The organism is Candidatus Zixiibacteriota bacterium (genome assembly GCA_029860345.1).
Classification (GTDB): domain Bacteria; phylum Zixibacteria; class MSB-5A5; order GN15; family FEB-12; genus JAJRTA01.
Window position 1 is genome coordinate 216,763 of sequence record JAOUBJ010000006.1, and the last position, 23,096, is coordinate 239,858.

Here is a 23,096-nt window from a genome sequence, read left to right on the forward strand (position 1 = left end):
GATTCTGCAATCGACTCAGTGTCCCCTTGGTAGGGAGTACTGCCGTAATATTGAGTCAAACCCTCTACCACGGATTTATACAAAAGGCCACTGGCTATGTCAAGTCACAATACTTACGCATGCGGAAGCACGATCTAACTGTCGACGGTCCATCAGCGCCCAACAAAAGAAAGGGAAGACCACAAGGCCTTCCCTAAATCGAAACCAGAATGAGCCGCTTGCGGCTTTACATGTTCTTGATCATCTGGGTGGCGAACTCGGAAGTACCGACTTTCTTGGCACCCTTCATCTGACGATGAAGATCGTAGGTGACCGTCTTCTTGTCGATAGTCTTCTGAATAGACTTCTCGATCATCTGGGCCGCTTTGTCCCAACCCATGTAGTCGAGCATCATCACCGCCGACAGAATCACCGACCCGGGGTTGATGACATCCTTGTCGGCATATTTCGGCGCGGTACCGTGGGTGGCCTCGAAAAGACCGATGTAGTCACCTATGTTAGCGCCCGGAGCCATACCCAGTCCACCCACCTGCGCGGCGCAGGCATCGGAAAGATAATCACCGTTGAGATTCGGCGTGGCCAGTATCTCGTATTCATCGGGGCGGGTCAGCACCTGCTGGAAGATCGAATCGGCGATGCGATCCTTGATGAGGATCTTGCCTTTCGGCATCTTTCCTTTGTACTTGTCCCACAGTTCGTCCTCGGTAACCACTTTGTTTCTGAATTCACTGGTGGCCAGTTTGTATCCCCAGTCACGAAAGGCGCCCTCGGTGTATTTCATGATGTTGCCTTTGTGCACCAGAGTAACAGAGGAACGCTTCTTGTCGATGGCGTGCTGGATTGCCTTGCGCACCAGACGTTTGGTACCAGTCACCGAGATCGGCTTGACTCCGACGCCCGAATCGGCGCGGATGTTGGTCTTCATGGTTTTGTTCATCCAGGCGATGACCTTCTTGGCCTCTTTGGAACCCTTCTGCCATTCTATCCCGGAGTAGACATCTTCGGTGTTCTCACGAAATATGACCACGTTCAGCTTTTCCGGATGCACGACCGGCGAGCCGACACCCTTGAACCATTTCACCGGGCGGACACAGGCATACAGGTTGAGCACCTGGCGCAGTGTCACATTCAACGAACGGAAACCGCCGCCGACCGGCGTGGTTAACGGACCCTTGAGAGCGACGATGTATTTCTTGATAGCATCGAAGGTCTCTTGCGGCATCCACTCGCCGTAAAGCTCGTTGGCCTTTTCACCGGCGTAGACATCCATCCAGACGATCCGCTTTTTGCCTTTATAGGCTTTCTCGACCGCGGCATCGACCACGCGACGGGTCGCTTTCATGATGTCGCGACCAATGCCGTCCCCCTCGATCACCGGAATGATCGGATTGGCGGGGATTTTGAGCTTCTTGTTTTTGACTTCAATCGGCTTGCCGCCAGAGGGCACGACGATATGCTTGTACTTAGCCATTATTTCTCCTTGAGGTATTACTTGTACCCCAGAGCTTTCAGGTGGCTCTTATATGTCTTGGCCGAACCCTGAAGCGCTGTGAGTTCGCTTTTGTTCAATTTCAATTCGATGATCTTCTCCACACCCTTGGCGCCAAGAACGACCGGTACGCCGATGTAGATATCTTTGATACCATATTGACCGGTGAGATAGGCCGAAGCCGAAAGCAGTCTTTTTTCATCATTGAAGACAGCGCGGCACATGTCGACCGATGCCGCCGCCGGAGCATAGAATGCAGAGCCGGTCTTGAGCAGTTTGACGATCTCGCCGCCACCGGTTCGAGTACGGTCGGCGATGGCTTTGATGCGATCTTTGGAGATCAACTCAGAGATGGGGACACCTGCTACCGTGGTGTAGCGCGGCAGGGGCACCATTGTGTCACCGTGCCCGCCCAGCACCATGGCCTGCGTGTCGGTCATGGCAACACCCAACTCCATCGAGATGAATGCCCGCATACGGATCGAATCCAGCACCCCGGCCTGACCAAAGACGCGGTTTTTCGGGAAGCCGGTGGCCTTCTGCATGTGGAAGGTCATCAAGTCAAGCGGGTTGGAAACAACGATGACAAAACTCTTGGGGGCGTACTTTTTGATGTTCTTGCCGACCGATGCGACGATGTTGGCGTTGGTCTTCAACAGATCCTCGCGTGACATTCCCGGCTTGCGGGGCAGACCGGCCGTCATGATTACAATGTCGGCACCTTTGATATCTGAAAACTTGTTGGTCCCTTTGACCGTGGCGTTGTAACCACGGACCGGACCGGCCTGCGTCAGGTCGAGTCCCTTGCCCTGCGGCACGCCGTCGATAATGTCTACCAAAACTACATCGGCAAAATTGGCCTCGGCCAGATACATGGCACACGAGGCGCCCACGTTGCCGGCACCGATTACTGCAATCTTTTTATTCATCACATCCTCCGTTGGACAATTACGGCTTACACTCTGTCTAGACCGTCAGAACCGAATTGCCGGCGTCGCGAACGACAGCCAAGCGAAACAGCTCTCGCTGGTCAGAGCGTAAGAATAGGAATTTTTTCACAAAGTCAAGCGGTTCGTAAAAGACCTGTCGAACCGGTTGCGGGGGCAGCGTGGAATGGAGGTAAACTTCGATTCTCTGGCTATGAGCAGCTACTCGTGAAAGCTTGTGCGATCCAAAGCGCCATTTCCCATCGGCCGGTTCGTTCTTGGTGCAGTCCCATTTTTGGGCCAGTTGCATGAAATGTTCTGAGCCGATCCCCTCCCGGCAGGCCGAAACCAGAATAATGGCGCCACCATTGCGGACACCGGCGTGACAATGCTCAAGCGCTTTCTGCACCTGATACAGGTTCTTGTCCAGAGGGGACCGCAACTCGCAAATGACGACATCGTACTGCTGTTCGATTCTATGCGCGAAGATATCCTCGGCCCTCTTCCTACCACGTCCAAAAGACTCATTCAAGCCGCCGCAAAACAACGATGCAATCGCACCGTCGGCATCCAGTACCGCCTGGATTCCCAACAAACGCGATTGGTCGACAAAACCGGCGAGTTCTTCAAGATGCTCTGCCACCGGGTTGCCTTCAAGAGCCAGCGGCTCAGCCAACATCGAATTGGCCAGGTTGTGGTTACGTTCTATCGTGGCCAGGTCGGTCAGGCCCGGGAACAACGACTTGCGACCTCCGGAGAGACCGGCGAAGTAGTGCGGTTCGACGGAACTGATCAGAAGCAAGCGCTGATGATTGTCCAAAGCGTTGTTGAGCCAAACTTCACCACCCATGCTGTCGACACCCAGCTGAGTCATGCTGTCATAATCAACGGCGTTGTGAACGAGCAAGTGTCTTCGGACGCGCTCAAGATGCGGTCCGAAGATGCTGACCAGTTGCGACTCCGTCGGCGGATCGTGAGTCCCTGTAGCCACGATGAAATCGGCCGTGTCGAGCAGGTCATCTTTGATCCGGTCCAACCATCCCAGAATCTCCGGCGTAGGTGTATTGCGGTATGCATCGTTGACGACGATTAGCGGTGGATTATCGGAGACAAACTCAACGCCCCCGGATTTCCTGAACTCATCAGAAAAGTGATCGAAGGTCACCGGCTGGGCGACCCGAACCGGAGCGAACTCGTCGACCTCGACACCGTCGGGTATCTCAATGGGGATGGTTCCGTCGCCGTATGTGAGTTCGAGTATCATGGTTTATTAATCCCTCGCCTCAGATGCTAAACTCACCCTTCGACTGCGCTCAGCCGCGGGTGGCCCAGGGCTTGGGCCTAGTTGATAGACCCACCGGCTCGTCATCGCGAGGTACGCCTTGCGTGCCATGGCAATCTCAATCTGCTGTGCAGCATGGAGAATGAGATTGCCGCGCTCCCGCTGGTCGCTCGCAATGACGCCAAGCGGGACCTTGCCAACGCTCCCCGAGCCCACGGGCCACCCAACCTCACTTCAGTTGCCTGTCAATCGTTCAACCCTCGAAGAAAAAGGCAATCTCCTTGGCCGCGTTTTCATCGGAATCGGAAGCATGCACCGAGTTACACTGAACATCGAGCGCAATCTCCTGGCGGATCGTGCCACAGGCGGCATTCTCCGGATTGGTTGCGCCAATCAATGTGCGCAGGTCTTGGACGGCGTTCTCTTTTTCGAGCACCATGGGCACCACTCGGTCGGAGGTCATAAACTTCACCAGGTCATCGAGGAACGGCTTGCCCTCATGCACGGCGTAAAACTGGCGCGCCTGTTCGGGTGTCAAGGCCGTCATAAGCATGGCGGCGATCCTGAAACCCGCTTTTTCCAGACGTGCTATGATATGTCCGATCAGATTACGTCCGGTGGCATCGGGCTTGATGATGAGCAGGGTCTGATTCATACGTCTCCATTCCCCTCTCTTCGGCCAGGGGTTTTCTTGACTTTCATTGCATCTGAAAAACCGATGTCCACCGCGGTGCGGTTTTTGTCTTCGGTTCCGCGCGGGGCTCGTTTGAGCACGGCGCCGATTAAGTCCTCTTTGGCAACGACACCGGTGAAGGCGGCGATAGCACCCAGAGCGACAACGTTGGCGACCATAATGTGCCCGGCCTGCTCACGCGCTATCTGAGTGAAAGGCAGGCCATAGTACGTCTCGGTAGGGATGTTCTTGACCAGACCGCTATCGACAATCAGGACACCCTCTTTGTGCAGGTCGGGGTAGTATTTGTCCAGCGACTCCTGAGTCATACACAGAAGCATGTCGAGTTGCATGGCCTTGGGATAGTATATCTCATTGCTGGACACCACGACGTCCGCTTTGGAAGCGCCACCGCGCGCCTCTGGTCCGTATGACTGCGATTGCACGACGTTCTTGCGATAGTCGACGCCAATTGCTTCGGCCAAAATCACCGCAGCCAGAATCATCCCCTGACCGCCGGAGCCGGAGAGGCGGATCTCGAAACGATCGTGAGGAATTTCTATTTTATCCAGGAGCTTGTGGGCCATCGTTATTTCTCTCCCAGGTGGGCATCGACCACCTTTTGGTATTCATCGCAGAATTCGGTTTTGTCATCTTCGTACAAAGTGCCGATGACGTGCTTACCGTCAAGCTCTTCCGGGACCATTTTCGCGGCCTTAGCGGTCGTGACCGAATTTTCCTTGAAGTTATTCAACATCGACACGGCATCGCCACGCCGGTTAAGCCGGCCGTAGTAGGTGTGACAGTTCGAAATCACCTCGACCAGGCTGAATCCGCGATGGTTCAGAGCGTTCATGATTGTTTTTTCCATCTGCGGTGTGTGGTAGACGGTGGCCCGGGCAACGAACGACGCCCCGGCCGCTTGAGCCAGTTCGCACGGTTCGAAATGTTTCTCGACATTGCCATACGGCGTCGTAGTCGAAAACGCATCGGTCGGTGTCGTTGGCGAACCCTGTCCGCCGGTCATCCCGTAGATGTGGTTGTTAATCAGAATCGCCGTGATGTCAATGTTGCGACGGCAGGCGTGGATAAAGTGATTGCCACCGATAGCCAAACAGTCACCGTCGCCGGTAATTACAATCACCTTCATTTTGGGTTTGGCGAACTTAACGCCGGTGGCGAAAGCCAGGGCGCGACCGTGAGTGGTATGCAGGGCGCTGAAATCGAGATAGATAGGCATGCGACTGGTACAGCCGATGCCGGAAACCAAGGCCACCTCATCTTTGGAATAGCCCAGCTTGTCGATGGCCCGAACGAGCGCACTTTGCACCAGTCCATTTCCGCACCCGGCGCACCAAACGGAGGGCATGCCTTTTTTTGGTCTCAGGTAGTTAAGGACTACATCCGATTTCTGTTTCTCAACCGGCTTCGACTTTTCTACGGTAGCCATTATATAACCTCTTCCAGTTTCTCGAGTAACTGCATGGGGGTGAGAATCTCACCGTCATAGCGCTGCAACGAGTGTATTTCAGTATCAGGTGGCATGACGCGCGCGACCTCCTGCACGATCTGTCCCATATTGAGTTCGGGGACGATGATCTTTTTGGCCTTGCCGCAATAGTCACGCAGTTTGTTGTCAGGGAACGGCCACAATGTATAGAGCTGGACCATTCCCACTTTCACGCCTGCCTGACGAGCCAGAGCAACGGCCAAAAGAGCAGCGCGCGAAACCGAACCGTAGGAAACAAACGCGATCTCGGCATCGTCCATCATCTCGATGCGCAGCTTGGTGATCTCGTTCTTGTAGTTCATGATTTTGTCACGCAGCTTGTCATTCTTGACTGATATCTCCGTCGCCGTGTTCGTAGAGAAGCCCATCGGGTCATGAGTCAAGCCGGTAGCAATCGTGCGATAACCTTCACCATAGCCTGCCATCGGTGAGACTCCGTTGGCCGTTAGTTGAAACGGCTCGAAATCTTTCGGCTCAACGGTTGGCTTGACACGATCGATGACCTGATGCTCACCCGGTTTGGGCAGCGAGATGAGTTCGCGCTGGTGACCAATCACTTCATCCATGAGAACAATGACCGGCGTTCGAAAACGTTCTGACAGGTTGAAGGCTCGGATCGTCTCGGTAACGGTGTCGCCGACCGTTGACGGCGCCACGGCTATAGCCGTGTAGTCACCATGGGTTCCCCAACGGGCTTGCATGGTATCGGACTGACTGACTTTGGTCGGGAGTCCGGTCGAGGGGCCGCCACGCTGGACATTGACAATCACGCAAGGTGTCTCGGTAATGAAAGCATAGCCGATGTTTTCCTGCATGAGTGAGAAGCCGGGTCCGGAGGTGGCCGTCATCGCTTTCATCCCGGAAGTCGAGGCACCCACGACGGCGGCGATGGACGATATCTCGTCTTCCATCTGGATGAACCGCCCGCCGATTTTCGGCAGGTCACGGGCGCAACCTTCGGCGATTTCGGTCGATGGTGTAATCGGGTACCCGGCGTAGAACCGCATACCGGCGTAGAGAGCGCCTTGCACACAGGCCAGGTTACCCATCAAGAGAGTTCTTTGTGTGTCAACCATAGTGGTACAGTCAATCTACTTGTAATTCGATGTTATGGCAAAATCGGGACAGTGCGTCCAGCAGACAGTACACTGGGTACAGTCTTCCATGCGCGCCATGACCGGTTTGCCGTCAGCATTTGGTTCGAACACCTGGGTCGGGCACAGAGCGATACAAATATTGCACGCTTTGCACCAGGCCATGTTGATTTCCAGAGCGGGCGGGCCGTTGGAATAATCGTACTTGCTTTTGCCCTTCTTCTCAGTCGAGGGCTTGGCTGTTTGTGGCTCAGTCATGGAGTTTCCTCAGCAACTTGTGTTGCATGTCTATCTATGCCAACTGGTGGTTATTTCTTTGCCTTTCGCGATTTGGTCGGGGCCGCGGCTTTTTTCAATTTGGGCGCCTTGGCTGAGTCTGTCTTTTTGGCGCTGACCTTTTTAGTGGCGGCTTTTTTGGTCTGGGCTTTGGCCGTGGTTTTCTTGCCACCCTTGATGAGTTCTTTCAGCACCGCCGGGATCTCGGTGGGTGATCCGGCTACGGGCACGCCGACTTTGTTGAGGGCAGCGATCTTGTCGGCCGCCGTGCCGCTGCCGCCGGCAATGATGGCCCCGGCGTGACCCATACGTTTACCGGGAGGAGCTGTCTGACCGGCAATGAACGAGACGACCGGTTTGGTGACGTTCTTCTTGATAAACTGCGCGGCCATCTCTTCATCGGAGCCGCCTATTTCACCGATCATGACGATTGACTTGGTCGATGGATCGGCCTGGAAGGCTTCCAGGCAATCGATGAAGTTGGTGCCGATCACTTGATCGCCGCCGATACCTATGCAGGTAGTCTGACCCATACCGGCTTCGGTGAGGGCCCATATTGCTTCATAGGTGAGGGTGCCGGAGCGCGAGACCACGCCGACTGACCCCTTCTTAACGATATTGGATGGCATGATGCCGACTTTGGCCTGGCCGACCGAGATGAGGCCTGGACAATTGGGGCCGATCAGACGAGCACCGTTCTGTTGAACGAAGGGATAGACTTTCATCATATCGTTGGCGGGCACACCTTCGGTGATACAGACGACAAGTTTGATCCCGGCGGCCACAGCCTCAAAGATAGCATCTACGGCAAACGGCGGAGGCACATAGATCACCGAGCTGTTGGCCTTTGTTTTGGCCACCGCTTCTTCGACCGTATCAAACACCGGTATGCCGGCCACTTTCGTTCCGCCTTTGCCCGGAGTGACACCCCCAACCACTTTGGTGCCGTACTTTTTCATTTGTTCAGCGTGAAAGGATCCATCCCTTCCGGTGATCCCCTGAACAATCAGTCTCGTTTTCCTATTAATGAATATCGACATTTTTGTTACCTCTCACAGTGCCTTTTTATTCCAACCCGGCCAGTTCGATGGCCTTTTTGACCACTTTGTCCAGCGTGTCAGCCGAGGGGAGCTTGACCGAACGCAGGATTTTCTGCGCTGCTTCTTCATTGGTGCCGGTAAGTCTGACCACCACCGGTACGGTCGGGTTCAACTCTTTGAAAGCGGCGACAATGCCGGTGGCGACATCGTCACAGCGGGTGATACCGCCAAAGATATTAATCAATATAGCGCGGACGTTGGGGTCGGAAAGAATGATACGCATGGCCGCGACCACTTTCTCAGGATTGGATGATCCGCCGATATCGAGAAAGTTGGCCGGTTCGCCGCCATAGCGCTTCACCAGGTCCATGGTGGCCATAGCCAGACCGGCGCCATTGACCATGCATCCAATGTTTCCTTCGAGTTTGACATATGACAGGTCCGCCTCGCGCGCCTGGACTTCTTCCGGTACTTCGGCGTCAAGGTCACGCATGGACTCTATGTTTTTCTGTCGATAGAGACCGTTATCGTCGATGTTGATTTTGGCATCAAGGGCAATCACTTTGGTGTCGGTGTTGCTGATCAGCGGATTGATCTCTACCAGCGAAGCATCACAGGCCCAGAACACTTTGTAGAGTTTCAAGATGATGTCGGTAGCTTCGCGCACTTGTTTGATGTCGCGAAAGAGCTTGAGGGCAAGGTTGCGAGCCTGATAGGTTTTCAAGCCGAGGACAGGATCGACGGTCAGCTTGAATATCTTCTGCGGAGTTTTTCTGGCCACTTCTTCGATGTCGATACCGCCGGCCGGGGATACCATAATGACCGGGCGTTTGGTAACCCGATCGAGAATTATCCCGACATAGGACTCTGATATTATGTCCTCGGCCTCGGTGACCAGTACCTTTTTGACGGTGAGGCCCTTGATATCCATACCCAGGATACTGTGGGCGAGTATTTTCGTAGCCTCGGCATTTTCGGCGTATTTGATCCCACCGGCCTTGCCGCGACCGCCGACATGCACCTGCGATTTGACCATCACCGGTCGGTTAATCTCCTCGGCGATCCGGACGGCTTCGGCAGGCTCAGAGGCTACCTGGCCAAAAGGCACCGGAATCCCGGCATCGGCAAAAATCTGCTTGGCCTGATACTCATGAATTTTCATTTATCACGTTCCTTGAGATTGTTTTTATCGGACAACGTTTCCTTCTGTTCGATCTGTTCGCGGGCGAGAGTGGTAAGAATCTCGCGGCTGTTCAAATTGGGGTCGTCGAGCACTCTTTCCAGCAGATAGCTGAGGACCCGGCCGATCGCCGGACCGGGTTCAAGTTGGAATAGTTCCATCATGACTCTACCGTCAATGGCCAGATCAGTGACGCTGAGTGGCGGCTTGCGTTCAAGCTCCTCACGAATATCAGTCTCAAACTGGTCGACATCCTCGGTGGTTCCACCCATGCCCTGAGCGACGACATCGGCCCGACGCAGATCAAGCAGATCATGGATCAAATCCACACCGACGCGACGGACCAGGCGCCTGAGACCTTTTGGGGTGACCTCGGTGGTAAACATGTGTCGTTCCACCAGTGTGGCCACCTGTTTGATGAAACCGTTGGAGTAGCGCAGCCGCCTCAAGACACTCGCTGCAACTTTGGCTCCGGTACCTTCATGCCCATAGAATGTGGCGCCACCATCGACTAACCTTCGTGCCTGCGGCTTTGTAACATCGTGAAAGAGCGCCGCCATACGCAGCCGCAAGCGTGCGTCACAACTGTCGATGATGTGCATGGTGTGTTCGAAGACATCGTATTTATGGTATCCACCCGGCTGATCAACACCGACGCAAGTCTGCAACTCCGGCAATATGACCTTAAGCAATCCCAGTGTCTGCATCAGCCGGAAGCCGCTGGACGGTATCTGTGCCAAAGTCAGCAGTTTGTTAAGTTCTTCGGCGATCCGTTCGGCTGAGACTGTTTCTATCAGCGCTGCGTTTTTTCGAATAGCTCTAAAGGTCTCCGGCTCGATCATGAAACCGAACCGGGCGGCAAACTGCACCGCTCTCAGCATGCGTAAGGGATCGTCCTCGAACGATGTCGGGTAGACCATTCGCAACTGCCGGTTGTCCAGGTCCATGCGACCGTTCAGGGGGTCAATCAACTCGTTGTTGTCCAGAGCGACAGCCATGGCGTTAACCGTGAAGTCGCGCCGCACCAAGTCTTCTTCGACCGGCAACGAGGGATCAAATGAAACCGCGAATTCCTTGTGTCCCCAGCCGGTGGAATGTTCACGCCTGGGTAGGGTGAGGTCGAAAGTGTGCCCCCGGCCACCGGTAAACTGAGTGTACTTGATGACTCCGAAACTCCGCCCGACCAGATCGACACGACCGTGCTGTTTCAGCAAGCGACTGAGTTCATCGTAGCCAACACCGGTGACAAGATAGTCACAGTCTTTAGTGGCCTTCGATCCCGACAGCAGGCGGTCACGGACGGCGCCGCCCACTTCGTAGATGCGGCCCCTCTTGAGGATAGCAGCGACGGTTTCTTCAGACAGGTGATTCATGGCTTAGTTGGCTACTATTCTGGTACCGGCCTCGCCGAGGATGGCAAGGCCTGCGTTTTCAAATGAAGTTACGGTTACCATCTCGCCGCCTTTTTCAAGGAAACGAATGGCCGCGTCTATCTTGGGTCCCATGGAACCGGCTGGGAACTGGCCCTCGGCATGATACTTTTTTATCTGGGCAAGGCTCACTCGACCGAGCTCCTCCTGGTTTTCCCAACCAAAGTTGATCGCAACTTTGTCAACCGAGGTAAGGATCGACAGGATCTCGGCTCCGATTTCCTCCCCGATCACCGCCGAGGCAAGGTCTTTGTCTATAACGGCATCGAAACCTTCGTAGTTACCGTGCTTGTCGATAAAGACCGGAATCCCGCCACCGCCACCGGCTACCACTATAGTTCCGTTTTTTACCAGAGTTCTGATCGTCTCAGCTTCAACCGTGTGAACCGGGATCGGCGATGGCACCACGCGACGCCAGCCACGATCACCGTCGGGCTTCATGTGCCAGCCGCGACTGGCTGAGTAGCGTTCGGCCTGTTCTTCGGTATAGAATTGTCCGATAAACTTGGTCGGGTTGTTCACGGCCGGGTCATTGGCATCGACCAACATCTGAGTGATAATCGTGACCACCGGGCGGTCGATTTTTTCGGCCCGCAACCGGTTCTGCAACGATTGCTCGATCATATACCCCATGCCGCCTTCGGTGTCGGCCACGCAAACGCCCAACGGCAGAATGGGCGCTCGGTCGCGCGCCAACTCGACCCGGAGAATAGCATTGCCCACCTGCGGTCCGTTACCGTGACTAATCACCAGATTGTATCCCTCACGAGCCAGTTGGACCACACCGTCTAGCGCCGCTCGGGTGTTGGCGAACTGGTTGGCGATGGTATCCTCTCGGTCGGGATGAGTGATTGCGTTTCCCCCCAGGGCAACCACCGCCGTCTTGTGACCGGTCATTTCGTTGTCGGCTCCAGTTTAGTCGGACCGTTAGTAGTAAAGCGGGCCGGCGAGCCGACCCGCTACCGGGTTTGTTTCTATTTCTTTGAGCCCTTCTTCGAGCTCTTTTTCGCAGGGCTTTTCTTCAGCCTGCTGGATACAAACGCATCCAGCACATCGTGCAGGTCCGGCGATCCGATTTCCTGCAAGTTGTACCCAACTCGCACCGTAGGTTTGGTGATTTTAATCAAACGACTCAGGTCGATCGGTGTGGCGATTACCACGGCGTCGCACTCGGTTCGGTTGATCGTCGTCTCCAGGTCTTTCACCTGCTTGTTGCCATATCCCATAGCCGGCAGAAGGGTGCCTATGCCTGGGTACTTCTCGAAAGTAGCGCTGATCGACTTGACCGTGAAGGGACGGGGGTCAACCAGTTCGGCTGCACCGTATTTTTCGGCTGCAACCACACCGGCGCCATATTCCATCTCACCGTGGGTCAAGGTCGGACCATCTTCGACAACCAGCACCTTCTTGCCACGAATCAACTGCGGCTTGTCGACATCAAGAGGAGAAGCGGCATCGACTACGATAGCGCTCGGATTATATGCTGCGATGTTACGACGGAGTTCAGCCACACCTTCGGGATCGGCCGAGTCGATCTTGTTTATCACGACTACATCAGCCAACAACAGGTTGTTCTGTCCGGGATAGTAAGTCAACTCATGACCGGGGCGGTGCGGATCGACGACGGTTATTTGCAGATCGGCGGCATAGAAAGACATGTCGTTGTTGCCGCCGTCCCAGAGGATAACATCCGCTTCCTTTTCGGCTTCGCGGATGATCATTTCATAATCGACACCGGCGTAAACAACGACGCCGGTCATAATATGCGGTTCGTACTCTTCACGTTCTTCGATGGTGCACTTGTGTTTGTCGAGATCCTTCAGAGTGGCGAATCTTTGACAGGCCTGCTTGGCCAGGTCACCATACGGCATAGGGTGCCGGATCGCGACCACTTTCTTGCCCAGAGCCTGCAGCACTTCCGCCACCCGCCGGGTCGTCTGCGATTTTCCGCAGCCGGTCCGGATGGCGCACACCGACACCACCGGTTTTTTTGACTTGATCATAGTCGGCGTGCCGCCTTCGACGGCGAACCGTGCGCCGGCCGACATGACATAGGCTGCACGTTCCATCACGTATTGATACGGCACGTCGGAGTACGCAAAAACGACCTCTTCGGCCTCATGCTTCTTGATCAATTCCAACAGTTCGGACTCATCGTAAATCGGAATCCCCTTGGGGTAGAGCTTACCGGCCAATGAAGCCGGGTAGCGTCGGCCTTCGATATCGGGAATCTGGGTGGCCGTGAAAGCTACGACCTCGACCGCCTTGTTGTCGCGATAAAGGCAGTTAAAGTTGTGAAAGTCGCGCCCGGCGGCGCCCATGATGATTATTTTTTTGGCCTTGGCCATGTTGTTCTCCAATCATTCAATTGCAGTAATACTCAGTTAATATTCACATCCGTTATCTTCAGCCATCCTTAGCTAAAGGCTCCATCGTGACTTCTGAGTGCGTTTGACATGGTTGGTCCGTTTCCTTTACTGGTTGTCGATCTGGGGGCGCTGCAAGCTGCCGGAAAAATCGACGTAGACAGATTTCCATTCGCTGAACACATCAAGGCAAGCCGTAGCCGCTTCGCGGTGACCGTTGCCTGTCTCTTTCGTCCCGCCGAACGGCAGGTGGGTCTCGGCGCCGATAGTGGGAGCGTTGACATAGAAGATGCCGGTGTAGACATCGCGCATGGCGGTGTAAGCGTTGTTGATGTCCTGCGTGAATATCGAAGCAGAAAGTCCATACGGCGTGTCGTTGGCCATGGCGATTGCCTCATCCAGCGAAGCGCACGAGGCGATACCCAGCACCGGGCCGAAAATCTCTTCCTTCCAGATGGTCATCGACTGGGTGATGTCGCCGAATATTGTCGGCTGCACGAAGTATCCTTTGTCGAAGTCGCCCCCGGTCAGGCGTTCGCCGCCGGTGAGCAATTTGCCGCCGTCCTTTTTGCCGATTTCGATATAGCTGAGAACGGTGTCGAGCTGCGCCTGGCTGACGGCCGGACCCATGTCTACCGATTCATCGAGACCGTTGCCAACTTTCAATTTCGAGGCGCGTTCTACTATGAGGGCGGTGAACTTGTCCAGCACATCCTGGTGGCAGACTATTCGACTGGTCGCCGTACAGCGTTGGCCGGTGGTGCCGAAGGCGCCCCAAAGCGCGCCGTCCACGGCCAGCTCCAGGTTGGCATCGTCCATGACGATTTGCACGTTCTTGCCGCCCATCTCCAGGCAGCAATGTTTGAAGTCGGTGGCGCAGGCTTCAGAGACCTTGCGACCGACCTCTGTCGAACCGGTGAACGACACCACCTTGACGTTGGGGTTTTTAATTATGGGCGCACCAAGGGCCGACCCCGAACCGGTGACCATGTTGACTACACCGGGCGGGATACCTTCATCGTGACAGGCTTGTAACAAATTGACCACCGACAACGGCGTATCTGTGGCCGGTTTGATAACAATGGTGTTGCCGCAAATCAAGGCCGGCATCATTTTCCACGACGGAATGGCCATCGGGAAATTCCAGGGAGTAATAAACGAGCAGACACCAAGCGGCTGGCGCACCGTCATGTTGAATTTCTTCTCCATCTCCGACGGTGTGGTCATGCCGAACAAACGACGACCCTCGCCGGCCATGTAGAATGTCATGTCGATAGCTTCCTGCGTGTCGCCACGTGTCTCTTTGATAACCTTACCCATCTCCTTGGTCATGTCCTGTGAGACTTGTTCCTTGTTGTCCAACAATCGCTGGGCAACTTTGTACAGAATCTCACCGCGTTTGGGGGCCGGCATCAGTCGCCACTTTTTGTATGCTTCGGAGGCGGCATCAATAGCGTTGGCGATATCGTCGGCGTTCGATTTTTGGAAGATACCTAGAACTTCCTCGGTATCGGCCGGGTTGCGGTTTTCATAGGTTTCACCAGAGGTGGACTCGACCCATTGGCCGTTGATGAAGTTCTTGAACTGTTTGGGCTTACTCACGATCATCTCCGTGTCATCATCTGTTTTTCCGCTACAGGCGCGCCAACAGAGGCGCTACGACTTTTGTGAATCTATTCACCTTGGTCGCAAACAAGCGGTTAATATAGTTCTTATATGTATCTTGTCAACCGCTTTCGCCTCCGTCGACCAAGTTTTTGACGTTGCGCGACAACAGGTTACGGCAGCCCGCAAGAGACGGTTTGGGGGCTCTACAATTGCTTATTGGCGGACATTGGTTATTGAGTCATCCAGGTCACTGCGGACTATTTGTGCTTTGGGCCAAGATTTCCTTGGCTATTTCGTCATCTTGCTCGTTAATACTATAAGAGTCGTTAATCCGCCTGAACTTGCAGGAGAGCCCGTGCATGCCTTGCTGTTGACAACTTTGCTTTCTCTACCATTGTATCCGATCAATCCGGTCAAACAAGATACTCTTGATGTTATGGCCATGCACTTCTCGGTGGGTGTTACCGCGCCCAACGGGTTGGTCAAGACCGGTGTGGACATCAGCACGCGCTATGAGTTTCGGGTAACCCATCCGGTGGTACTCAGGACAACATTGGACTACCGGCTTAGCCGGGTCAGTCATGTACGCTATCCTACCGGAACCATATTCGGTCCGCTGTTCTCTTTGGAAGCATTATACTATCGGGGTACTAATCGGATGACCGGATACGTTGGCGGGGGGGTGGTACTGGCCATGTACGATCATGCCACCAGTCAATCGGAGTCTGACTCGTTGAGAAACTACCATGGCGTTACCGATGTCGGTCTGAAGCCAACCAACGGCTACCGTCTTACCTTCGGGCTGCGTTTTCATCGCACGACCTCCTTTGAAGTAAGTATCACCGACGTGCGGCCCAGTTTCGTGTACACCAGTGATGCCGGTAACGGCAGCTACAGCCGACGATTCTCCCGCGCCCGCTTCAACGACTTTCGCATATCGATCGGTTATGTCATGCCTCTGTGGGGGGGCCGGCACACCGTCCGCGGACCATAGTTGTAGACCACCTATAAACGGCTCTTGTGCGCTTCGCACCCTTCTTGCGAAACACGGACAAACACTGTCACCCCGAGCGGAGTCGAGGGGCGAATTCATCCCTGATCAGGAACCTTCATACCGATTCAGAAACTCTGCCCTGAAAGATTCGAACCTGTTCTCTTCAATCGCCTGACGGATCCCCCGCATAAGATTCTGATAGAAGTAGCTTGAGTGATAGGTAGCCAGTACCATGCCGGTAATCTCCGACTGGTTGTACAGATGCCTGATGTACGCCCGGCTATACCGCTTGCAAACTCGGCAGTCACAATTGGGATCAAGCGGTGTGCTGTCGTCGGCGTAGCCTGAGTTGCGGTAGACGATCTGGCCTTCCGATGTGAACACATTACCGGTGCGGGCGTTGCGAGTCGGGAGAACGCAGTCGAACATGTCGATACCGTAGGAGACGGCCATCAGGATATCCTCGGGGTATCCGACACCCATCAGGTAGCGCGGTTTGTCCTCAGGCAGGTGTTCAATTGTATGAGCCAGCATCTCTTCCATCTCGACTTTGCTCTCCCCCACCGACAGACCACCGATGGCATTGCCCGGAAAGTCAAGCGATACTATCTGCTCTGCCGATTGCGTACGCAGGTCCTTGTATGTGGAACCCTGCACAATCCCAAAGGGGCAGCAGCCCCCCTCTTTCCCTTCCGAGAGTTCCTGGTAAACTAAGAGACACCGCCGTGCCCAGTCGTGGGTGCGACGGACGCCGGTCTCGGCCAACTCGCGGTCGGCCGGATATGGAACACATTGATCGAAGGCCATAACTATGTCGGCACCGATACCGTGTTGAATCTCCATGACTCGTTCCGGTGTGAACATGTGGGTCGAGCCGTCATGGTGCGAACGAAACTGCACGCCATCGTCGGTGATTTTCAAATTGTCGCGCATGGAGAAAACCTGGTAGCCGCCTGAGTCGGTGAGCGTGGGTTTATTCCATCCGTTGAACGAGGCCAGCCCGCCTTGTGACTTGATAATATCGACACCGGGTCGCAGGTACAAATGGTAGGTGTTACCAAGAATGATTTCCGCGCCACACTCTTCGAGGTCCTCGGATGTTAGCGCCTTGACCGCACCGGACGTCCCTACCGGCATAAACGCGGGCGTTTGGAATACACCGTGGGCCGTTGTGACTTCGCCGCGCCGCGCGGGTCCGTCGGTCGTGAGGGGGTTGTAGATTCTATCAGGCATGCTGAATGTTCACCTATCGCATCGACTCGTATGAAGGACCACACCAAGCTGAAGAACCGCTTGTGGACTAGTGTATGAACCACTACCCGCGGTCAAACCAATTTCAAGGAACAGTGCTTTCCATCTGATGGACCCCGCTAATCCAATATACAGCCACGTCTTGGCGCTTCGACCGCGACCGCCGCCGATGCTCGTGTATTCGAGAATAAACGACTCTTCAAGCGAATAATCTCTGCCACCCCTAACCGACCGCAGGAGGTTGACCTGAAGCCCGCCGGTCCCCCCCCCTTCGTCATTGGGAATGAAACCTCCGGACACCCGAAAACCGAGACTGGGGTCGTTAACGTGAGTGTAAAAGAAATTGAATCCGGCCGGCGAACCGAGAGCAAGGCCAAAGGTGGATCGGATACGTTGTTCGGGTTGCGTATCGTTCGAAGCCGCAGGTTGGGCTGCAAAGACGACAACAAGAATAATCAGAATAGTGCGTCGCATTTTAACCATGTCCTCCTCCGATCTTTGTCAAACTCTCCGAACTGATGTCTCTTCACCGCGCCGCGCGGCTCCGTCGGTCGTGTGCGGTTTGTAGATAGTATCGTTCATGTTCTATTCTTGTCACCCCGGGCGGAGTCGAGGGGCGACCCAATTCGTGCTTTCTGTTTCATGCCTCGACTCCGCTCGGCATGACATTGTTGTCTCTTAATCCTGTAGGACAGGTCTGTCTTCAGACCTGCTATCTTTGGCGGGTTCTAGGAAGGACCCGCCCTACTTGCTCTTGAAACCCGGACCAAGGTCCGGGCCACCCAGTTGGGACGTGCGACGCGCGAGAGACACATTCTGCTGTGTCACCCCACCACCTCAAGCGCCTGCTGCAGGTTCGTAACGCCGGTGAGTTGCAGGGGGCGGTCGGTGAGTTTGTCGAGATTGGCCTGAGGCAAAATCATGCGGGTGAAACCCATCCGGGCAGCTTCGTTGATGCGACGGTCGATCATGGCTACCGGACGCACCTCGCCGGACAAACCCACCTCGCCCACCAGTATGGTCTTGGGGTCTATTGCACGGTTCAGCAGCGATGACACTATGGCCACCAACAACGGCAGATCAATCCCCGGCTCGGACAGTTTAAGGCCACCTGCGACCGAGACAAAAACATCGTTGGTGGCCATCGGGTAGTCGCATCGTTTTTCCAGGATGGCCAACAAGAGCGACAGACGTCTGTTGTCGATACCACCGGCTACGCGCTGTGGGTTAGAGTAACCGGCGGCGGTCACCAGCGCCTGAAGTTCCACGAGAATCGGGCGGTTACCTTCGACGATTCCAGCCACCACCGATCCACTGCGGGTTTCATTGGAGTGACCGGTCAGAAACAACGACGACGGGTTGGCCACTTCGATCAACCCGCGCTCGGCCATCTCGAACAGACCTATCTCAGCGATAGACCCGAACCGATTCTTGGTGGCGCGCAACATTCGATAGAGATGCGCGGAGTCTCCCTCGAAGTAGACCACCGTGTCAACCATGTGTTCAAGCACTTTTGGTCCGGCCACCAGTCCTTCCTTGGTGACATGGCCGATCAAAAAAAGCGCCCAGCCGCCCGCCTTGGACATGGTGATCAGTTTGTTGGCCGCTTCGCGCACCTGAGCCACCGTGCCCGGCGGTGAGTCGAACAGTTCGCTGGCCACAGTCTGAATGGAATCGATGATCACCACCTGATGATCGTTTGAGCCGACTCGTTCGATCATTTGTTCGAGAGAACTTGAGTTGACAACCGTGATGTTGTCACCCGACACCTGCAACCGGTCGGCCCGTCGTTTGATCTGCGGCAGTGATTCCTCGCCGGTGATGTATAGCACGTTCAAGCCCTGCTGCGAGTAGGCATCGGCCGCCTGTAGCACCAGTGTCGATTTACCGATCCCCGGTTCGCCGCCGAGCAACACGGTCATGCCGGGGAGCAACTGCCCTCCCAGTACGCGGTCGAACTCGACGATCCCGCTGGTAAAACCGGATTGCTGTTCGATACCAATCGACGAAAGCAGCGATGAATCGGCATTTGAGGTTTGGGTTCTGGGCGATGATTTGGTGGGCATTCGTTCTTCGATCAGGCAATTCCACTGCGCACACTCACGGCACTGGCCCTGCCACTTAGAATGTTCCGCCCCGCACTGAGAGCAGTAGAAAGCCGTTTTAGTTTTCCGTGGCGTTACCATCAACCCACCTGTATCGGACCGGTCGCACTGCCGGTGATAAACTGTTTTACAACCTCGTTCGAGCTGTTTCTTATTTCGTCGGGCGTGCCGTCGAACTCGACCCGTCCCTGATAGAGCATGACAATGCGGTCGGCGATTTTGTAGGCTGATGTCATGTCGTGCGTGACGGCGATTGAGGTGACGTTCAGCTTGGTGTTGAGGTCGACGATCAGGTCGTTGATCATGTCGGCTGTGATCGGGTCCAGACCGGTGGTCGGTTCGTCGTACAAAAGCACCTCCGGTTCTGCGGCAATCGCGCGGGCCAGACCGACACGTTTGCGCATACCGCCGGAAAGCTCGTCTGGAAACTTGTCGCCGGAACCGGGCAGGCCTACCATGGAAAGTTTCTCACTGACGATCGCATCTATTTCCGAGCGCGTGTGCACTCGTTCTTCCTTGAGTCCCAAACCGACATTTTCGGCTACCGTTAGTGAGTCGAATAATGCCGCCGACTGAAACAACATACCATAGCGCCTGCGCATGTCGATCAGTCGCCTGCCGTGGAGCTTCGAGATGTCTGCATCGTCGAATGTGATTCGGCCTGAGTCCGGTTCCAAAAGCCTGACCAGATGTTTCAGCATGACCGACTTGCCACAACCGGACTGACCGATGACTACAATCGACTCACCTTTGTTGACTTTCAGATCGACGCCTGAGAGAACCTCACGATGGTCAAACTGTTTGTGCAGGTTGGATATTTGTATCATCGTTCTTTCTACTATCATATCCTAAACAGGATGAGGGCAAAAACAAAGTTGAACACCAGTATCAGTACCGATGAGATCACCACTGAGTTGGTGGTAGCCAGTCCGACACCCTGGGCGCCGCCACGAGTGTTGAACCCTTCGTAGCATCCGACCACGCCGATGATAAGTCCGAAGACAGCCGCTTTGATCATGCCATTGATGAAGTCGCCGATCTGAAAGGAATTGCGAAAGCCGTTGAGAAATGTCTCGGATGACACATCGACCCCGACCACAGACACCACCAGGCCGCCGATGATGGCGATGAAATTGGCGAACACCACCAAGAACGGCACCATGAACAGGCAGGCCAGCACACGCGGCATGACCAGGTAACGCACCGGATTGATGCCCATCGATTCGAGGGCATCTATCTGCTCGGTGACGCGCATGGTGCCCAGTTCGGCGGTTATACCGGCACCGACCCGTCCGGCGAAGACGATGGCCGACAGCACCGGGGCCAACTCAATCACAACCGCTTTGCCGACAGCTTGGCCGAGGTATCTCAAGGGCGCCCCGATGAATTTGAATTGATAGGCCGCCTGCCAGGCGGATACGGCGCCAACGAATACCGAGATGATTACGATCAATGGTAGTGACTTGACGCCCAGAGTGTACAGTTGTTCAAAGATCAGCCCGACCGAACGATGGATCTCTTTGAGTGAGCCGAGAAACCTGGTCAGCATCAGAGTGATGCCGCCCATTTTGCTGACGAAATTGACGCCGCGCCGTCCCAGTGTGGTCAGCCCGGATTCCATGGCTACTCCTTAGAACGGAATGTCCTCATCACCGGAGACTGGTTCAACGTCGGCCGGCAACTCCGCCGGTCGATAGGCGAGGTTTTCAAAACAGGCATAGTCCTTTACAAAGGCGAGATGCACCACACCGGTGGGGCCGTTACGCTGCTTGGACACGATCAACTCAGCTTTGCCCTCGACCTCCTGAAACTCCGGGGTCGATCTGTCCTTACCGGCAAAGTAATGCTCCTGCCGGTACACAAAGGCGACCACATCGGCATCCTGTTCAATGGCGCCGGACTCGCGCAGATCGGACAGTACCGGTCGTTTGTCGCCACCACGCTGCTCAACTTGACGTGAGAGCTGGGAGCAGGCGATGACCGGGATTTCCAGTTCCATAGCCAGTGTTTTCAGACCGCGAGAGAGAGCGGCGATTTCCTGTTGACGATTTTCATAGCGGCCCGATCCCTGGACCATCTGGATGTAGTCGATGATTATCAGATCTATTCCGTGCTGTCCCTTCAGCCGACGTGCCTTGGCTTTCATTTCAAGAGCCGTAAGGCCGGGCGAATCATCGATGAAGATGTTTGATTCGGACAACGGTCCACCGGCGCGTGAAAGCCTTCCCCATTCTTCATCACGCAGCTTGCCCGCACGGAGTTTCTGTTGTGACACGCGAGCGCGTCCGCAGAGCATACGAAGGGACAACGCTTCAGCCGACATTTCCACTGAGAAGACACCTACCGACTTGTTCTGGTTAACCGCCATGTTCTCGGCCATGTTCATCACCAGGGCCGATTTGCCCATTGAAGGTCGTCCCGCGATGATGATCAACTCCCCTTTGTGCAGGCCGTTGGTCAAAACATCAAATTCGGTAAAGCCGGTTTTCAGCCCAACCAAAGAGCTATCGGGTGACTGAAGTTCCTCGATCTGATCAAAGGTCGATGGAATCAGCTTGCTGATCGGTACAAAGCCACGACGCAGGCGTTTTTCAGAAAGGCCAAAGATACCTGCCTCGGCTTGATCCAAGAGGTCGGACACCGGCTGATCGAGATTGTAGCAACTGCGTGAGATTTCGTTGGTGATTTCGATGGTGCGCCTGAGCAGATACTTGTCGAGCACAATATCGGCGTAATGTTTGGCGTTGGCCGTCGCCGCGACAGATTCGACCAACTCCACCAGAAAGACGCGCCCGCCCAGGCGGGTCAATTTGTCGTCCTTGAGCAGGGCGTTGGATACGGTGGTAATATCGCACGGTTCGGTCTTTTCGTACAATTCGAGAATGGCCCGATAGACCATTTGATGTTTGGGTGAATAAAAGACTGCTTCCTCGGTCAGGATTTCCACAACCTCATGCAGCGCGCCGACGTCTTTCAGGACGCAACCCAGAACGGCCTGTTCGGCTTCCAACGATTGTGGCGGCTGCAATCGGTCGATTTGTCTTTCCTGATCCGTTCGGTAGGCCAAGTGATCTCCTAACCGATCATCTCATCGTAGCGGGCGCGAAGTAGCTGCATATCCTCCCAGGTATCTTTCTTATACGAAGCAAACCGTAAGAGCGCTGCCGGGTGGTAGGTCACCAACATGGGGACACTCTCGTATTCATGCCAACGGCCACGCAGTTTGCCCAGCGGAGTAGTCGTTTTCAAGAGCGCTTGAGCCGCAATCCGCCCAAGGGCGCAAATCAACTTGGGTTGAATGAGAGCAACCTGTTCCTTTAGTATCGGGAAGCATTGTTCCATCTCAGCCGGTTGCGGGTCGCGGTTGCCGGGCGGGCGGCACTTGAGAATATTGGCAATGTAGACTTCCTGTCGTGACAGTTTGATGGCCGCTATTATTTTGTCCAAAAGCTGACCGGCGCGGCCAACGAACGGTTCTCCGAGTCGGTCTTCATCGGCGCCGGGCGCTTCGCCGATGAACAACAGGTCGGCCTTGGGGTTGCCGACACCATAGACAAACTTGGTGCGAGTTGAACCCAACGAACAGGCCTGACAATCTTTGACCGCATCGAAGTGAAGATCGAGCGAACCATACTGCGGCGCAACCGCACCGGCCCCTTGTTCGCGTGCGAAAAGTGTACCCATCTCGGTCACCGGCGTGGTTCTCTCATGCCGGTTGAGCAGTTGCATGTCCGACAACGAATCGATTTCACTTGAAACACGCGGCGGAAGAATAACTTCCCCCATGCCCATCTCCACTTGGGAGGCGAGAGCGCGGCGTAACATTTCCTGTAAACTCAGCGGTCGATCATCCATGTCTAGTTTCCCTGTAA

Annotated in this window: 21 protein-coding genes and 1 pseudogene; 1 reads left to right on the forward strand and 21 read right to left on the reverse strand. The window is 55.0% G+C overall.

Features of this window, described 5'->3' with window-relative positions:
- Positions 1-226 precede the first annotated feature (226 nt).
- From icd to OEV49_08565, 14 genes and pseudogenes are all read right to left on the reverse strand, one after another.
- Positions 227-1,471 carry an isocitrate dehydrogenase (NADP(+)) gene (gene icd, locus OEV49_08500; GenBank protein ID MDH3891113.1) on the reverse strand — a complete coding sequence of 415 codons (1,245 nt, stop codon included), beginning with the start codon at positions 1,469-1,471 and terminating at the stop codon, positions 227-229.
- A gap of 17 nt (positions 1,472-1,488) precedes the next feature.
- A complete protein-coding gene (mdh, locus tag OEV49_08505) occupies positions 1,489-2,418 on the reverse strand; it encodes a malate dehydrogenase (protein MDH3891114.1) in 930 nt (309 codons plus the stop codon).
- Between the two features lie 37 nt (positions 2,419-2,455).
- Positions 2,456-3,679, reverse strand: a complete 1,224-nt coding sequence (locus tag OEV49_08510) for a lactate racemase domain-containing protein (protein MDH3891115.1) — start codon at positions 3,677-3,679, stop codon at positions 2,456-2,458.
- Between the two features lie 271 nt (positions 3,680-3,950).
- Positions 3,951-4,352 carry a nucleoside-diphosphate kinase gene (gene ndk, locus OEV49_08515; GenBank protein ID MDH3891116.1) on the reverse strand — a complete coding sequence of 134 codons (402 nt, stop codon included), beginning with the start codon at positions 4,350-4,352 and terminating at the stop codon, positions 3,951-3,953.
- The gene (locus tag OEV49_08520) at positions 4,349-4,957 is read right to left on the reverse strand and encodes a 2-oxoacid:acceptor oxidoreductase family protein (GenBank protein ID MDH3891117.1); all 609 of its coding nucleotides are present in this window, start codon (positions 4,955-4,957) and stop codon (positions 4,349-4,351) included. Before OEV49_08520 ends, ndk begins: the two co-directional genes overlap by 4 nt.
- 2 nt (positions 4,958-4,959) lie before the next feature.
- Complete coding sequence (locus tag OEV49_08525) at positions 4,960-5,820, reverse strand: 2-oxoacid:ferredoxin oxidoreductase subunit beta (protein MDH3891118.1); 861 nt, start codon at positions 5,818-5,820, stop codon at positions 4,960-4,962.
- Positions 5,820-6,956, reverse strand: coding sequence for a 2-oxoacid:acceptor oxidoreductase subunit alpha (locus OEV49_08530; protein MDH3891119.1), 1,137 nt, complete (start codon positions 6,954-6,956; stop codon positions 5,820-5,822). Before OEV49_08530 ends, OEV49_08525 begins: the two co-directional genes overlap by 1 nt.
- Positions 6,957-6,971: 15 nt before the next feature.
- Positions 6,972-7,232 carry a ferredoxin gene (locus OEV49_08535; GenBank protein MDH3891120.1) on the reverse strand — a complete coding sequence of 87 codons (261 nt, stop codon included), beginning with the start codon at positions 7,230-7,232 and terminating at the stop codon, positions 6,972-6,974.
- Between the two features lie 194 nt (positions 7,233-7,426).
- Positions 7,427-8,290 (reverse strand): annotated as a pseudogene (gene sucD, locus OEV49_08540) (succinate--CoA ligase subunit alpha).
- Between the two features lie 25 nt (positions 8,291-8,315).
- Entirely contained in the window at positions 8,316-9,452 is a 1,137-nt protein-coding gene (gene sucC / locus OEV49_08545) for an ADP-forming succinate--CoA ligase subunit beta (protein ID MDH3891121.1), read from the reverse strand.
- Positions 9,449-10,843, reverse strand: coding sequence for a CCA tRNA nucleotidyltransferase (locus OEV49_08550; GenBank protein ID MDH3891122.1), 1,395 nt, complete (start codon positions 10,841-10,843; stop codon positions 9,449-9,451). Before OEV49_08550 ends, sucC begins: the two co-directional genes overlap by 4 nt.
- Positions 10,844-10,846: 3 nt before the next feature.
- Complete coding sequence (gene arcC / locus OEV49_08555; GenBank protein ID MDH3891123.1) at positions 10,847-11,797, reverse strand: carbamate kinase; 951 nt, start codon at positions 11,795-11,797, stop codon at positions 10,847-10,849.
- A 77-nt stretch (positions 11,798-11,874) separates the two neighbouring features.
- Complete coding sequence (locus OEV49_08560) at positions 11,875-13,248, reverse strand: cyclic 2,3-diphosphoglycerate synthase (protein MDH3891124.1); 1,374 nt, start codon at positions 13,246-13,248, stop codon at positions 11,875-11,877.
- Positions 13,249-13,374: 126 nt separating this feature from the next.
- A complete protein-coding gene (locus OEV49_08565; GenBank protein MDH3891125.1) occupies positions 13,375-14,868 on the reverse strand; it encodes an aldehyde dehydrogenase family protein in 1,494 nt (497 codons plus the stop codon).
- A gap of 370 nt (positions 14,869-15,238) precedes the next feature.
- On the opposite strand from OEV49_08565, the gene OEV49_08570 reads away from it, so the two are divergent.
- The gene (locus OEV49_08570) at positions 15,239-15,868 is read left to right on the forward strand and encodes a hypothetical protein (GenBank protein ID MDH3891126.1); all 630 of its coding nucleotides are present in this window, start codon (positions 15,239-15,241) and stop codon (positions 15,866-15,868) included.
- 105 nt (positions 15,869-15,973) lie between these two features.
- Here OEV49_08570 and tgt read toward each other — a convergent pair whose 3' ends face one another.
- The 7 genes from tgt to OEV49_08605 all read right to left on the reverse strand — a co-directional run bounded on the left by tgt (position 15,974) and on the right by OEV49_08605 (position 23,079).
- Positions 15,974-17,101 carry a tRNA guanosine(34) transglycosylase Tgt gene (tgt, locus tag OEV49_08575; protein MDH3891127.1) on the reverse strand — a complete coding sequence of 376 codons (1,128 nt, stop codon included), beginning with the start codon at positions 17,099-17,101 and terminating at the stop codon, positions 15,974-15,976.
- 9 nt (positions 17,102-17,110) lie between these two features.
- Positions 17,111-17,602 (reverse strand): hypothetical protein, encoded by a 492-nt coding sequence (locus OEV49_08580; protein ID MDH3891128.1) that lies wholly within the window; start codon positions 17,600-17,602, stop codon positions 17,111-17,113.
- Between the two features lie 341 nt (positions 17,603-17,943).
- On the reverse strand, positions 17,944-19,305 hold the full coding sequence (radA, locus tag OEV49_08585) for a DNA repair protein RadA (GenBank protein MDH3891129.1): 1,362 nt from the start codon (positions 19,303-19,305) through the stop codon (positions 17,944-17,946).
- Entirely contained in the window at positions 19,305-20,051 is a 747-nt protein-coding gene (locus OEV49_08590; GenBank protein MDH3891130.1) for an ABC transporter ATP-binding protein, read from the reverse strand. The genes radA and OEV49_08590 overlap by 1 nt, the downstream gene beginning before the upstream one ends.
- 14 nt (positions 20,052-20,065) lie before the next feature.
- Entirely contained in the window at positions 20,066-20,845 is a 780-nt protein-coding gene (locus OEV49_08595; GenBank protein ID MDH3891131.1) for an ABC transporter permease, read from the reverse strand.
- Between the two features lie 9 nt (positions 20,846-20,854).
- A complete protein-coding gene (dnaB, locus tag OEV49_08600; protein MDH3891132.1) occupies positions 20,855-22,291 on the reverse strand; it encodes a replicative DNA helicase in 1,437 nt (478 codons plus the stop codon).
- Between the two features lie 8 nt (positions 22,292-22,299).
- A complete protein-coding gene (locus OEV49_08605) occupies positions 22,300-23,079 on the reverse strand; it encodes a uracil-DNA glycosylase (GenBank protein MDH3891133.1) in 780 nt (259 codons plus the stop codon).
- Positions 23,080-23,096: the final 17 nt, after the last annotated feature.

Bases quoted from the DNA above. Each gene is read 5' to 3' on its own strand.
- icd (MDH3891113.1), bottom strand. From the start codon at position 1,471: ATGGCTAAGTACAAGCATATCGTCGTGCCCTCTGGCGGCAAGCCGATT.
- mdh (MDH3891114.1), bottom strand. From the start codon at position 2,418: ATGAATAAAAAGATTGCAGTAATCGGTGCCGGCAACGTGGGCGCCTCG.
- OEV49_08510 (MDH3891115.1), bottom strand. From the start codon at position 3,679: ATGATACTCGAACTCACATACGGCGACGGAACCATCCCCATTGAGATA.
- ndk (MDH3891116.1), bottom strand. From the start codon at position 4,352: ATGAATCAGACCCTGCTCATCATCAAGCCCGATGCCACCGGACGTAAT.
- OEV49_08520 (MDH3891117.1), bottom strand. From the start codon at position 4,957: ATGGCCCACAAGCTCCTGGATAAAATAGAAATTCCTCACGATCGTTTC.
- OEV49_08525 (MDH3891118.1), bottom strand. From the start codon at position 5,820: ATGGCTACCGTAGAAAAGTCGAAGCCGGTTGAGAAACAGAAATCGGAT.
- OEV49_08530 (MDH3891119.1), bottom strand. From the start codon at position 6,956: ATGGTTGACACACAAAGAACTCTCTTGATGGGTAACCTGGCCTGTGTG.
- OEV49_08535 (MDH3891120.1), bottom strand. From the start codon at position 7,232: ATGACTGAGCCACAAACAGCCAAGCCCTCGACTGAGAAGAAGGGCAAA.
- sucC (MDH3891121.1), bottom strand. From the start codon at position 9,452: ATGAAAATTCATGAGTATCAGGCCAAGCAGATTTTTGCCGATGCCGGG.
- OEV49_08550 (MDH3891122.1), bottom strand. From the start codon at position 10,843: ATGAATCACCTGTCTGAAGAAACCGTCGCTGCTATCCTCAAGAGGGGC.
- arcC (MDH3891123.1), bottom strand. From the start codon at position 11,797: ATGACCGGTCACAAGACGGCGGTGGTTGCCCTGGGGGGAAACGCAATC.
- OEV49_08560 (MDH3891124.1), bottom strand. From the start codon at position 13,248: ATGGCCAAGGCCAAAAAAATAATCATCATGGGCGCCGCCGGGCGCGAC.
- tgt (MDH3891127.1), bottom strand. From the start codon at position 17,101: ATGCCTGATAGAATCTACAACCCCCTCACGACCGACGGACCCGCGCGG.
- OEV49_08580 (MDH3891128.1), bottom strand. From the start codon at position 17,602: ATGGTTAAAATGCGACGCACTATTCTGATTATTCTTGTTGTCGTCTTT.
- radA (MDH3891129.1), bottom strand. From the start codon at position 19,305: ATGGTAACGCCACGGAAAACTAAAACGGCTTTCTACTGCTCTCAGTGC.
- OEV49_08590 (MDH3891130.1), bottom strand. From the start codon at position 20,051: ATGATACAAATATCCAACCTGCACAAACAGTTTGACCATCGTGAGGTT.
- OEV49_08595 (MDH3891131.1), bottom strand. From the start codon at position 20,845: ATGGAATCCGGGCTGACCACACTGGGACGGCGCGGCGTCAATTTCGTC.
- OEV49_08605 (MDH3891133.1), bottom strand. From the start codon at position 23,079: ATGGATGATCGACCGCTGAGTTTACAGGAAATGTTACGCCGCGCTCTC.